This is a genomic window from Halobaculum magnesiiphilum (genome assembly GCF_019823105.1).
Taxonomy (GTDB): Archaea; Halobacteriota; Halobacteria; order Halobacteriales; family Haloferacaceae; genus Halobaculum; species Halobaculum magnesiiphilum.
Genome location: NZ_CP081960.1, coordinates 212,076 through 225,399, shown reverse-complemented (window position 1 = coordinate 225,399; position 13,324 = coordinate 212,076). Strand labels below are relative to the sequence as shown.

The 13,324-nt window shown below is 60.5% G+C and carries 8 protein-coding genes and 1 pseudogene; 4 read left to right on the top strand and 5 right to left on the bottom strand.

What is annotated here, in order from left to right:
• Positions 1-40 precede the first annotated feature (40 nt).
• The 4 genes from K6T50_RS17570 to scpC are packed head-to-tail and all read left to right on the top strand — an operon-like array spanning position 41 to position 4,840.
• The gene (locus K6T50_RS17570) at positions 41-1,432 is read left to right on the top strand and encodes an MmgE/PrpD family protein (RefSeq protein ID WP_222609530.1); all 1,392 of its coding nucleotides are present in this window, start codon (positions 41-43) and stop codon (positions 1,430-1,432) included.
• A 44-nt stretch (positions 1,433-1,476) separates the two neighbouring features.
• Positions 1,477-2,676, top strand: a complete 1,200-nt coding sequence (locus tag K6T50_RS17565) for an acyl-CoA dehydrogenase family protein (protein WP_222609529.1) — start codon at positions 1,477-1,479, stop codon at positions 2,674-2,676.
• A gap of 56 nt (positions 2,677-2,732) precedes the next feature.
• Entirely contained in the window at positions 2,733-3,314 is a 582-nt protein-coding gene (locus K6T50_RS17560; RefSeq protein WP_222609528.1) for a MaoC family dehydratase, read from the top strand.
• A complete protein-coding gene (scpC, locus tag K6T50_RS17555) occupies positions 3,311-4,840 on the top strand; it encodes a succinyl-CoA:acetate CoA-transferase ScpC (RefSeq protein ID WP_222609527.1) in 1,530 nt (509 codons plus the stop codon). Before K6T50_RS17560 ends, scpC begins: the two co-directional genes overlap by 4 nt.
• 590 nt (positions 4,841-5,430) lie before the next feature.
• On the opposite strand, the pseudogene K6T50_RS17550 reads toward scpC, so the two are convergent.
• From K6T50_RS17550 to K6T50_RS17525, 5 genes and pseudogenes are all read right to left on the bottom strand, one after another.
• Positions 5,431-6,428, bottom strand: a pseudogene (locus K6T50_RS17550) (Gfo/Idh/MocA family protein).
• 2,085 nt (positions 6,429-8,513) lie between these two features.
• Positions 8,514-9,692 carry an NAD(P)/FAD-dependent oxidoreductase gene (locus K6T50_RS17540; RefSeq protein WP_222609526.1) on the bottom strand — a complete coding sequence of 393 codons (1,179 nt, stop codon included), beginning with the start codon at positions 9,690-9,692 and terminating at the stop codon, positions 8,514-8,516.
• Between the two features lie 448 nt (positions 9,693-10,140).
• Positions 10,141-11,115, bottom strand: a complete 975-nt coding sequence (locus K6T50_RS17535) for a Gfo/Idh/MocA family protein (RefSeq protein WP_222609525.1) — start codon at positions 11,113-11,115, stop codon at positions 10,141-10,143.
• A gap of 255 nt (positions 11,116-11,370) precedes the next feature.
• Positions 11,371-12,267 (bottom strand): ABC transporter permease, encoded by an 897-nt coding sequence (locus tag K6T50_RS17530; protein ID WP_222609524.1) that lies wholly within the window; start codon positions 12,265-12,267, stop codon positions 11,371-11,373.
• The gene (locus K6T50_RS17525) at positions 12,267-13,232 is read right to left on the bottom strand and encodes an ABC transporter permease (RefSeq protein WP_222609523.1); all 966 of its coding nucleotides are present in this window, start codon (positions 13,230-13,232) and stop codon (positions 12,267-12,269) included. Before K6T50_RS17525 ends, K6T50_RS17530 begins: the two co-directional genes overlap by 1 nt.
• Positions 13,233-13,324: the final 92 nt, after the last annotated feature.

Sequence of the window (13,324 nt, the reverse complement as noted above, 5' to 3'; positions counted from 1 at the left end):
CACACGGACGGTTAATACGGCTCGTCCGGGAGTAAGGACCATGAGCAAAACACCGGAGCGACGACTCGCGACGTTCGTCGCCGACACGGAGTACGCCGACCTCCCGGAGGAAGTCCCCGAGACCGTCACCCGGGCGGTGGTCGACACCGTCGGCGTTACCCTCGCGGGAGCCGTCGAAGGCGCGGGGGAGACCACCGGCCGTTCGGCGGGGATCGACCCAGAGGCGGCCGACGCGGCGACGCTGCTGGGTACCGCTGGCGGCGACGATCCCGCGGCGACCGCGTTGCGCGTGGGTACTGCCGCCCACGCGCTCGACTACGACGACCTCTCGTGGGCCCTCGACGGGCACCCGAGCGTGACGCTGGTTCCGCCGCTATTTGCACTCGCCGAGGAAACCGGCGCGTCCGGGCGCGACTTGATCGCGGCCTTCGCCGTCGGCTTCGAGGTCGAGTGCGCGATCGCCGGGCCGATCAGCCCCGCCCACTACGAGGCGGGCTGGCACGCCACGTCGACGTTCGGCGCCTTCGGCGCGACCGCCGCGGCGGCGTCGCTGCTGGATCTCGACGCCGACGCGACCGAGCGAGCGCTGTCCATCACCGCGTCGACGCCCGCGGGGACGAAGCGCAACTTCGGCTCGATGACGAAGCCGCTGCACGCGGGCCTGTGCTGTCGCTCGGGCGTCACCGCCGCGACGCTCGCGCGCGACGGCCTCACCGCGACGACGACGGCCATCTCCGGCGACAAGGGGTTCTGGGACCTGTACGACCCCCGGCCGGACGCGGACGCTTCGGAGCACGACGGGCACGACGAGTTCGCGTTCGACCCCGACGGCGACTGGGCCATCGAGTCCGAGGGGATCCACGCGAAGGCGTACCCGTGCTGTTACTTCACCCACACCAGCATCGCGGCGACGGCGGATATCGTCGACGGCGGGGTCGCCCCCGACGACATCGACCGGATCGAGGTTCGCGCGGCCGGCGGCGCCGGCGACGCGCTCGCGTATCCCGACCCGGAGACCGGGCTGGAGGCGAAGTTCTCGATGGAGCACGCCGTCGCCTGCGCGGCCGTCCGCGAGCGCGTCGACCTGGCGGCGTTCGAGCCCGAGGCGCTCGGCGACCCCGCGGTCGACGCCGTCCGCGAGCGCGTCGACTTCGCGGTCGACGACTCGCTCCCGTACGACTCACACGCAGCGACCGTCGTGGTCGAGACCGTCGACGGCGAGCGTCACGAGCGCCGGCGAACGAACCCGCCGGGGGTCCACACCGACCCGCTGTCGCCCGACCGACGCCGCGGGAAGTTCCTCGAGTGCGCCGGGCGTGCGGTGGCCGACGAGGACGCCGAGCGACTGTACGAGCGGCTGTGTGAACTCCCGAAACTGGACGACGTGGCGGCGACGGTCGCCGGCGCCGACACCCCGTCCCGACTGCCGTAACCGGACGGTTTATCGGCTCGCTATCGGGACTCTTGAACACCAGAATGGTAGCTACCGACACGGTACAGTTGACCGATCGACAACGGTCGGTCCGCGACGCCGTCGGCGACATCTGTGACGAGTTCGACGCCGCGTACTGGCGGGAACACGACGCCGAGAGCGAGTACCCACACGACTTCGTGAACGCCCTCGCCGAGGAGGGGTGGCTCGGCGTGCTCCTCCCCGAGGAGTACGGCGGGAAGGGATACAGCACGGAGGAGGCCGTCGCGATGATGTACACGATCGCCCGCAGCGGCGCCGGTTTCAGCGGCGCCCAGACGGTCCACGCGGCGATCTACAATTCGGCGCCCCTCGTGAACTACGGCAGCGAGGAGCTGAAGTCCGATCTGCTTCCTCGGGTCGCCAGCGGCGACGCGTGGATCCAGTGTTTCAGCCTGACGGAGCCGAAGGCGGGCTCGGAGTCGACCGCGATCGGGACCGAGGCCGTCCGCGACGGCGACGAGTACGTGATCAACGGGGAGAAACTGTGGACCTCCCGGATCGACGTGAGCGACTACCTCGTGCTTGCGGCGCGGACGACGCCCCGCGAAGAAGTCGAGAAGAAGACCGAGGGCGTCTCGCTGTTCCTCGTCGACATCGAGCGGGGACACGAGGCGGGCAGCCTCGATCTTGAGGAGATCGACAAGACCGCGAGCGGCGTCGTCAGCTCCTTCCGGGTCACCTACGACGACCTCCGCGTCCCCGCGGACCGACTGATCGGCGTCGAGGACGAGGGGTTCTACCAGGTGCTCGACGGCCTCAACGAGGAGCGGCTCGTCATCGCGGCCGAGACCGTCGGCCTCGGCGAGCTCGCCGTCGAGAAGGGCGTCGACTACGCGAACGAACGCGAGGTGTTCGGCCGTGCAATCGGCCAGAACCAGGCGATCCAGCACCCGCTTGCCGCGGGACACGCCCGCCTGCAGGCGGCCAAGCAATTCACCTTCGCCGCCGCGAAGCGGACCGGCGACGAGGACCGGAAGGCCGTCGGCGCGTGGGCGAACACCGCGAAGTACCTCGCGGCGGAGGCCGCCTTCGAGGCCGCGGACGCCGCCGTTCAGACGCACGGCGGCCGGGGGATCGACCGCGCGTACGACGTGGAGCGGTACCTCAGGGAGGCGCGGCTCACGCGGCTCGTCCCCGTCACGCAGGAACTGGCGCTGAACTACCTCGGGGAAAACGTGCTGGGGCTCCCGCGGTCGTACTGACGGACGGACGCGCCACTGAACTCACCACACAGATACACCCACAATCCACTCACACCATGACTGACAACGACACCGACGACGGACGCGACGACATCGAGCGACGACTGGTCGAGGGCTGGCAGGGCCGCTACTACGAGGACTTCACGGTCGGCGACGTGTACAAGCACCCGTACGGCCGGACGGTGACCGAGACGGACAACGTCTGGTTCACCAACCTCACGATGAACCTCAACCCGATGCACTTCAACGAGGCGTACGCCGCCGAGACGGAGTTCGGCGAGCGCCTCGTCGACGGCACGTTCGTCATCGCGCTCGTCGTCGGGATGAGCGTCATCGACGTGAGCGCGAACGCGACCGCCAACCTCGGCTACGACGACATCCGCCATCACGCACCGGTCTACCACGGCGACACCATCTTCGCCGAGAGCGAGGTGGTCCACAAGCGTGAGAGCGAGTCGCGCGACCACGTCGGGATGGTCACCACCCAACTGCGTGCGTTCAACCAGGACGACGAACTCGTGCTCACCCTGGAGCGCACGCCGATGGTGCTGAAGCGCGAGTACGCCCAGCCGTCCGCCGCGGCGCCGACCGGCTGGCCCGAGGGGATCGGCACCCAACCGGAGGACCTAGAGGAGTGAGCCGCGAGACGGATCCCGAGGCGCGCATCCCCGACGGCCGGATCCACGGCGATATCCCGGTCGTCGACGCCGCGTCTGCCGCCGAACACGTTCCCGACGACGCGACGATGTTCGTCAGCGGCTTCGGGAGCGTGGGGTACCCGAAGGCCGTGCCGCTGGCGCTGGCGGACGCGGCCGCCGGGGGCAGGGACGACGGGAGCGAGGACGCCGGCGCCGGCCGAAATCTGTCGCTGTCGGTCGTCAGCGGCGGGAGCGTCGGTGGGGAGATCGACGAGGCCCTGGTCGAGGTCGACGCGATCGACCGGCGCTACCCGTTTCAGGCGCGCGAGGCGATCAACACGGCGATCAACGACGGACGCGTCGCGTTCGCCGACCGCCACATCTCCTCGCTGGGCGACGACGTTCGCTTCGGGGGGCTGGTCGACACCGACGGCAGCGTCGCCGTGGTCGAGGCCGTCGCCGTCGGCCCCGACTGGTTGATCCCGTCAACGTCGGTCGGGCTGACCCACGCGTTCGTCGAGGCCGCCGACACGGTGATCGTCGAGGTAAACGAGGATCAGCCGCTGTCGCTGTCGGCGTTCCACGACGTGTATCGGACCGGGACGCCGCCCGAGCGCGACCCGATCCCGTTGACCGCACCCGACGAGCGCATCGGCGGCCCGCGGATCGCGTTCGAACCGGGGAAGCTCGAGGCCGTCGTCGAGACGACCGGCCGGGACGCCCCCTACGAGTTCCGCGACCCGACCGACGTGGACCTGGAGATCGCAGGCCATCTCGGCGACTTCCTGGAGCAGGAGGTCGAGCGTTCGTCGCTGTACGACGACTCGCTGCGGATCCAGTTCGGCGTCGGCAGCCTCGGCAACGCCCTGATGGGCGCGCTCGGGGACGCTGATCTCGGCGATCGCGACCTGATCTACTACGGCGAGGTGCTCCAGGACGGCCTGCTCGACCTGCTCGATGCGGGGGAGCTTCGCTCCGCGAGCGCCACCTCGCTGGCGCTGTCGACCGAAGGGCAGGAACGGCTGTTCGACGACGCCGAGCGGTACGCCGAGGACGTGGTGATCCGAACCGGCGACGTGTCGAACGGGCCGGCGTTGATCGACCGGTTCGGCGTCGTCGCGGTCAACAGCGCCGTCGAGGTCGACCTGTACGGGCACGTCAACTCCACGAACCTCGGCGGCTCGCGGATGATCAGCGGCGTCGGCGGCAGCGGCGACTTCACCCGCAACGCCCCGCTGTCGGTGATCGCGCTCGGCTCGACGGCCGCCGGCGGCGACATCTCGAAGATCGTCCCGAAGGCCTCACACGTCGACCACACCGAACACGATGTGGACGTAGTGATCACCGAACACGGCGTCGCCGACCTGCGCGGCACCTCGCCCAGGGAGCGCGCTCGCGCGCTCGTCGAGTGCGCACACCCCGACTACCGCGACGACCTTCGGGCGTATCTCGATCGCGCCGGTGCGACCGGCGGCCACGAGCCCGTCGACCTCGACACTGCCTTCGACTGGACGGACCGCGGTTGAGTCGTCGAGCGGACGGTGAGCCTCGAGAACGCTCACCTGACCACACGAATCAGTCGCCGGATCCTTGACTATCGACCCGACGTGCCGATATTCGCCCTCGGGTGGCCGCTTCTCGCCCGCGCCGCTGCGTCAACATCCAATACGGGACTGAGCGCGCTCGGGAGACGCTCGATTTCCCCGGTTACGAACGGGGGGTGCAGGAGGGCGTCTTCGTGGCCGCGAACTACACCGACTACTTCGTAGGACCGCGGTACTTCTTCGTGACACAGCCCACGTACAAGCAAGAGGTGACCCTGTACGACGGCTTCCACTATGGAGAGACGGGTTTCCTCCAGTGTCGAATCCGAGCGGCTTCACCGAGGGCTCCGACCCGCTCAAAGCCACTTATGCTTAGTATATTAAGCAAAAGTGGAATTACCTAGGGACCACATTGCCCATTTTCGGCAGTCTTACGGCCTGAATCCGTGAATATTTGGACCAGACCAGACGTATAAACTCTATGTTGTTATATCAAATTTGGCTTGTTCCGCCGAGCACGCTCGCGGTGGCGGTCGCCGCCGTAAGGGACTGTAAACGGATATCTCGCCGGATCAGCGGAGATCGACCGGGGAGCCCTCGTCGGCGCTCTCGTACAGCGCGTCGATCACTCGCATCGTCGCGACCGCGTTCTCGCCGTCGGTCCGCGGCGTCGCGTCGTCGGCGACACAGTCGGCGAAGTGCTCACCTCGAGTCGGTACTGATCCGTCGGGCCGAACGTCTCGACGGCCTGTCTGCCGTCGATCTCGTACTCGAGTGACACCGACTCGTCGACGGGCGCGTCGAACGCCCGCTCGACCGAAATCCAGCCGTTCGTCGCGTCGATCCGATATCGCTGGACGAGCTGGGTGTCGAACCCGGAGGCGACGCGCGCCGAGCGGCCGTCCTCGTATTCGAGCACCCCGGCCAGCTCAGTGTCGACGGCGGCGTCCCGAGTATCGTCGGTGTGGGCGTACGCCCGGTCGGGATCGCCGAGGACCGCTCTCGTGAGCGATACCGGGTAACAACCGACGTCCATTAGCGAACCTCCGGCGAGATCCGGACGCAGACGGACGTCGTTCGGACGGTCGGACAGCGGGAACCGGAACGTCGAGGTCACCGAGCGAACGTCCGCGAGGACGTCGTCGACGAGATCGAGCACCCGTTCGGTTCGCGGGTGGTACCGGTACATGAACCCCTCCATGAGGGTGACGCCTCGCTGCGCACAGTGGTCGACGACCGCACGCGCCTCCGACGCGTCGACCGCGAGCGGCTTCTCACAGAGCACGTCGAGCCCGGCGTCGGCCGCGCGTTTCGTCCATTCGGCGTGGAGTCCGTTGGGAAGCGGCACGTACACTGCATCGAGATCCTCGTCGGCCAGCAGTTCCTCGTACGAACCGTAACTCCGCGGGATCGATTCCTCCGCCGCGAACTCGCTGGCACGCTCGCCGTCCCGGGACGCGACCGCCTCGACCGTGTGCTCGCTCGCCCGTATTCCCGGGATCACCGCTGTTCGGGCGATCCCGGCGGTTCCGAGCACGCCGAAGGCGAGTCGGTGCGACGAGTCCGTCACGCCCCAAGCACCACCAGGTGACACGATGAGTCTGATCGAGTGAACCTGATGCGGCCCGAGCCCACATCTCCGGCGTCCGCGTGCTGCCCCGTTAGTTCGGCTGTGTCGTCCCGCCTATCGGACCGTGATGTGGGTCCGCTCGTAGAGCCAGTGGTGAGAACCATCGTCGAGATCACTCGGTATCGTAGCGACCACCGAGATAAGGTGTTTGTGAATCCGTCGGGCCGGGCAGTCCGATCTGGGAGCAGCGCCTGAGTCGTTCGGTCGATATGGCGGTACACCCGGTGACGCTGACGGATGTGGAGTGAACCGAATTAAACGTCGAGCGGTCGATGCAAGAAATCGTCCACTTCGCCGGGAATTCCGAGTTGGTTCCGCCGAGGCGAGTGGCGACACACGAGCACTCGATAACGGTCGGTGTCCGACTCCCGTTCGTTCACTCATCACAATCAAATACTGTCTTGATATGTGATATTATGTGTCGATCGGTGTCGTCCCACCGTTCAAAACCGGGTGCAAAAAGCGACTCTACATCGTTCGAGGGGCCGGCCCGGTTCGGAACGGACTCGACAAAATCGTAGTTATGCGAAACGACGGGCGGTTCCGACTGTACTCAGCGGTTGATCCGCCACGAAGCGCTTTCGAAATACGAAGCTCACTCCGACGAGAATTCAACCGCCTACCGATATTCACCCCGATGAATCCTGCAAGACTCATCTCGTCGATGACGTGGTCTCTCTCGTCGTTACTGCCAATCACTTCGCGCGGCACTGCACCGACACGGCCAGATACGAAAAACTGGTAATCGGAATGCCGTCGAACGTGTTTTCAGAGAACTAAAACGTCGAACTATCCAGTTCTTAGACTGTTTCAGCCTCGCCGACGCAGACGCCGTCGAAAATTGGCTTCAACCGTTCGCCTTCGCATGTGACCTGCTTATCTGAACTCTACCCTAACTTTCCAAGAACCCCGGAGAATGGAGGAATACACCCTCGGAAGACGTGTTTGATGCGTACTTGATTACTGTGTGGATAAGTATGGAACAGTTGGTCGGTAAATCTGCGTACTTAGCGAAATATACCGAATGAGACCGATGAGCCCCTAACAGTAGTAACTCATTTGACCCATGAACTACTCGAAAACTACGTCAAGACAGTCCGTCCTCCGAAACTGGGACAGTTCGCACTCCCGACGCGACGCATTGTGGCCACGAGTTCCGTCGTAACAGCCGGATCCGGTCCGTAGTAGGTTCAGACAAGTAGGTTCAATGCGAAAGCGAACGCTCCCAGCCGATTTTCGACGGCAGTTGCGTCGGCGTGGCCGAAAGAGTTTGAAAACGTATCAGTTCGATATTTTATATTTTAAATGATATTACCGGCGGTGATTCGATTTTCGTGTGTTTCGTATCTATACCCGAGGCCGCGGCGGTGGAATGACGCTTGCAGCCACGGTACAGAATCGATGACAAGGGTGCATCGTCGACGGGATATTTCTGCGGAGTTCGGCTAATAATATCTCGACAATCGATTGATTTTTCATCGGATAGAGCTTCACATGAGCAATCGGTTCGTGTCGGGAGCGACAGCTGCCTCCTGCCAAAACCGTTCATTGTTGAGCTGGAACACGGTTTGATCAAACCCAACGTGTCCGGGTCGGCGGCGTTCAACGGCTGTCGATCTGCCTTCTGTATCAGTTGTGTACGATGGATCGACAGCGATCGACACCCAACATATCGAAAACTAAGATAGTATATAAATATGATAGTATGGCCAGCTGAAGTCGGATACGAACTTCATCGGTGGCTCGGGTGTCGCCTGTCGATCCAGAGATCTAATTCGAAACAGTCGCTGCCTCCGTTGATGCGGGCTATTTCGAACATTGACCACTCAACGATCGCTCCGTCTCACTCTGTATCCTTTTCTGAACATCGCTCAATCCACAGGATACAAAATACAAGTATTATTCTAAATTTGCCCTCAAAATCCCCTTTATCGTGACTAGACGATGATATAACATTAGGAGTTTCAGATAAAAATCAGATCATCAACTGAATCGCTCGAATTGGGCAGGAACAGTAGAGTCTATTCACGAACGGGGCTCGGTTATCATAGGGAGATCGTACTCCGGGTTCTCAAGATCAAACCTATCGACGGCGAACCTTTCCATGGAGAATTTGGTTTTCGAACCGGTCAGCAGGGATTGCACTGCGACAGCGATCACCGGTGCCAACGAGACCGCGCCACGACTCCCGTCGGCAACAACGAGTTCATCGACGCCGCCGACTTCGTCGATCACCGGGATCTGATCAGGAGTGATCGTGATTCCCTCCGGGCAGTGGTGTTCGCCATCCTCGACGTACTCCAGTTCACCGTCGAACCCAGTGAACAATTGGGGAAGTAAACCCGCGATCTTCTCTTTCGCTTCCTCAGGGAACTCTTGTGGGATCCTGTCGAGATCCTCGATCCAGTATTCGTCGCCGACAAGCAAGTTCCCGGCCGTGTTCGGACCGATGAGCGTTCCACGCCCGGACGTCGTCGGTACCGAACCGCTGAAGGATGGGTCACCCTTCACCTCGGCAGCACAGATGACGAATGGGCGAACGGGGAGGTTGGTAAACTTCGAAACCAGTGATTCGGTGTGTGTTCCGGCTGCGACGACAACACTGTCACAGTGGATCTCGTCACCGGAGGTCGTCGTTACATGGTCTATCTGTCCATCGGCTGTCTCGATCTCTTCAACCTCCGTTCCGAATTCGAACACTGCACCCTTCACCTCCGCGCGTTGTTTCATCGCTCTGAGATATGAGCCCGGTTCGACATAGCCAGCCTCCGTATCGACGATCCCGCCGGCGAATCCATCAAGATTCAAGACATCCGGATACATCGAGGCGAGTTCTTTCGCATCGAAGTACGTTATTCCGGGTATCTTCTCCGCGTTCTCCCGCATTTTTTCTGTTTTGGGACTGTCCCTCTCGCCTTCGTCGACCAGACTGATGAAGGGCTGGTCGTGGAACTCGAAGTCGCTTGTTGTCTCCAACCCGTGGAAGTACTCTCGGATCTTCTCCGTAACCCCCGGGATGTACTCACCCTCAAGGAAATACCACCAGTCGGAAATAAATGCGCTCGCGTTCGCCGAAGCACTCTCATCAAGCTGCCCTTTTTCGAGCACTAGGACATCATTGTCGTCCGCGAGGTGGTCCGCAGTACTACAGCCGATTGAGCCCGCCCCGATCACAACAACGTCGTAGCTATTTACTCGCGACATAGTTGTCGATCTCCACCAGCCATTTTATAACTACGGGTAGTACAAATTTCTGATATGCGATAAGGGTATTAATTATTCGTTATTGTATTTGCAGCCAACAAATTTCTACCGAGTATACTAGTAATATAGTTCTCTTCCTTAGACTCACCATGGAGGATCGGATCTCGTGAACCAAATTCACACTGATGTCGGGGGTCGTACCTTACCATTACAAACATACAGAAGTAATACACCTTTTGTCATACACAAAAGGTACAAGAGAATACATTGCAGGGATACCACGGAGAATCGGAGAACGTGCAGTACAAGCAACTGAATCGCTGGCCGAGTTCGTTCCACGAGACAGATGAGGCCGGATTCGGCTATCGAAAAAGGTGAGTACGCCCGTGTCCGGCACACCGACCGAAAGAATAGGTTGTTTAGCTCCGACAATCCGATCGATCGGCTCTCACTTCACAGGTACACGTTCTTCTCGCGTGTCACTCCTCCTGATACTATCGACCAGGTTCATGTTCTCGATTGCTCTCGAAATGTCCGTTCGAGGCGTTCGATTCTCGTCGACACAGTTCCCGAAGTGAGTGACTTCTCTCGCGTACTGGTCAGTGGGGTCAAATGTTTCCGAGACGGGTTGGCCGTCAATTTCGCCTCGGATAGTCGCCTCAAGTTCCTTGGGCGTATCGAAGGCATTCTCGACTTCGATCCATCCGTTCCTCGCTTCGACGCGGTAAAACTGGGTAAGCGGCGACTCGAAACTGGATGAGATCTGCGCCGTGACGTCCGACTCGTATTCAAACACCGCTTTCATGTTCGTATCAGTCCCACAGTCGCGAGCATCAACCAACGATCCGTAGACCGCCTCCGGAACTCCGAGCACTGTTCGCACGAGATCAACGGGATAGTAACCGATATCCATCATACTCCCGCCTGCGAGGTCGCCGTCAAGTCGGATGTCGTCCGTTCCTTTCAGCTGAAACGAAAACCGAGCAGTGACGGAACTGACTCCGGTCAACCGTTCTTCGATCAGTTCAAGGGCGCGTTCCGTTCGTGGGTGGTATGCGTACATGAGTCCCTCCATCACGAGGCGATCGGTCGAATCAACGTACGAACGGAGGTCCTCGGCTTCATCGGCATCCGCTGTCAATGGCTTTTCACAGAGGACGTGCCGTCCGTTATCCACAGCTCGCTTCGTCCACTCCGCGTGGAGGCCGTTCGGCAGTGGATTGTATACTGCGTCAACATCGCTTTCGACAAGCAACGACTCATACGATCCATAGACGTCCTCGATTTGGAACTCTTTGGCCACCTCTTGAGCTTTTGATCGGCTCCGTGAGCCAATCGCGACGACTTCGTGGTCAGTTCTGCTAATCGCTGGAATCAGATTCTTTACTCCGATATTCGCCGTACTCAGGACTCCGAACCTCATGCCTTCAACACGACGACTGTTCGACTTATTCGTACCGGTTCGACCATGGGTCGTGCCCGTGTCGCTCCAACTGACTACATATTTTGGTGACGAGCGCGGCCGACCGAATTCATAAACCGTCTCAACGGCTCTCGTCTGGTTGCGAAAAAGGCCGCGAATCTCCCCGATAGTACTGTGTCTCGGTACACGAAACGCGTGTCGACACCTTGTGACCGATCCTCCCCAAAAGAGAGGATAGAGAGAATTTCCGAGCGTTCAGCCGTCCGAGTGATACTGCGAATCCATCTCGTCGCGGAGCGCATCCCCCATCAGATTGAACCCCATGATCGAGATACCAAGTGCCAAGCTCGGCCAGAACATGAACCAGATCGAGGAGTGCAGATGGCTGCGTGAGATCGAAATCATATAGCCCCAATCCGGATACGGTGGTTGAGTACCGAGTCCAAGGAACGAGAGTGAAGTCCCGATGAGGATACCGAAGCCGACACGGATTGACGCCTCAACTAGGATCGGCGAACTAACATTCGGCAGTATCTCGCGGAACGCGATCCGATGGATTGGTTCGCCACGAGCTTCGGCCGCCGTGATGTACTCCTCGTTTTTCACGGACAACGTACTACTCCGTGTGATGCGGGCGATACCGGGGGTGAACACGACTCCAATCGCAATGATCGTGTTCACAATCCCGGACCCGAGAACTGTCACGACGAGCAATGCCAGTAACAGCGACGGGATGCTTAGCAGGGTGTCCATCAGGCGCATCATTATCTCGTCGAAGCGGCTTCCGATGTATCCTGAAAGGATGCCGATCGGAACTCCGAAGGTTAGGCCAAACGCTGTCGAGCAAAGGCCGATGAGGATACTCGCACGCCCCCCGTAAAGCACTCGTGACAACAGGTCACGTCCATAATTGTCGGTCCCGAGAAGGTACTGTCCACCCGGTCCCGCAAATGCATCGGCGGCATGGGTGGCCGTCGGATCGTAAGGTGCGATGATCGGAGCAGCGAGGCTCAACACGAGAACCGGTGCAAGGAGACACACGCTGACGAAGCCCTTTCTCGTCGAGAGGAGCCCCAGAACGACGCTCGAAACTCTACTCTTCACGGGCTCAGAAATCCGGACTGACTCCGTTGTGGATTCTTCAGTTGCCATTATTGTTTCTCACCGTATTCGATCCGCGGGTCCAGGTACGTGTACAGCAAGTCTGCTGTGAGATTCGCGAACGCGTACACGATAGCCAACAGCATGACGGTCACCTGAATTACTGGAAGGTCCCTCGCTTGAATCGACCGTACAAGGAGACGTCCGAGTCCCGGGAAGGTGAACACCTCCTCGACAACGACGATGCTCCCCAAGAGATACCCGACGTTCAACGTGAGCAAGGTAATCGTCGGTAGAAGTCCGTTTCGAAGAGCATGTCTGGAGATGACTTTCGACTCATCCAGTCCCTTGAGTCGTGCTGTCCGGACGTAGTCTTTTCGCAGGACTTCGACAAGCTCTGATCGGGTCAACCGCATCACGTGTGCGGTAAGGATTATTGACAGCGTTACACTCGGCAGTATCAGGTGCTTCGCCCACGTTATCATTCCAGCACTCATTGGTTCGTATCCTCCGAACGGAAGGATCTGGAAGATCGGACCCGTGAACAGCGCAATGAATGCCGTTCCAATGACGAATTCGGGTAAACTGACTCCGATATAGCCACCCGCGCTAGCCAAGAGATCCCAGATCGAGTCCTGTTTAATTGCTGCGAGCACACCCAACGGTATGGCTGTTATCGTCACCAAGACCGATGTAATCAGGGCGAGCTGGGCCGACCGGATAAGTCGGGGGAAGATGAGTTCCGAAACGGCCTGACGGTTCGAGAAACTGGTTCCCCAGTCACCCGTTACGAAACCGACTAACCAATCGAAGTATTGGACGTACCAAACACGGTTCAACCCGAGCTGTTGTTCGATTGCAGTAATACTCTCCTCGGTCGCCTGTTTTCCTAAGATCATGACTGCTGCGTTGCCTGGAAGCAGTTGGGTGATGGAGAATATTATCAGGGAGATCAACAGGAGTGTGACCCCGATATATCCCATTCTCTTGACCAGATATGCGCTAAACGCGGACATGCTACAGAAACTCAACCTTACTACACAGGCTTATATTTTTCCCTTACTGTGATTCCCTCGACCATGACGAGATCTCGGCGACACACATCTGT

Excerpts from the sequence above, each read along its gene's own strand:
- K6T50_RS17570 (WP_222609530.1), top strand. The coding sequence starts at position 41 with ATGAGCAAAACACCGGAGCGACGACTCGCGACGTTCGTCGCCGACACG.
- K6T50_RS17565 (WP_222609529.1), top strand. The coding sequence starts at position 1,477 with ATGGTAGCTACCGACACGGTACAGTTGACCGATCGACAACGGTCGGTC.
- K6T50_RS17560 (WP_222609528.1), top strand. The coding sequence starts at position 2,733 with ATGACTGACAACGACACCGACGACGGACGCGACGACATCGAGCGACGA.
- K6T50_RS17540 (WP_222609526.1), bottom strand. The coding sequence starts at position 9,692 with ATGTCGCGAGTAAATAGCTACGACGTTGTTGTGATCGGGGCGGGCTCA.
- K6T50_RS17535 (WP_222609525.1), bottom strand. The coding sequence starts at position 11,115 with ATGAGGTTCGGAGTCCTGAGTACGGCGAATATCGGAGTAAAGAATCTG.
- K6T50_RS17530 (WP_222609524.1), bottom strand. The coding sequence starts at position 12,267 with ATGGCAACTGAAGAATCCACAACGGAGTCAGTCCGGATTTCTGAGCCC.
- K6T50_RS17525 (WP_222609523.1), bottom strand. The coding sequence starts at position 13,232 with ATGTCCGCGTTTAGCGCATATCTGGTCAAGAGAATGGGATATATCGGG.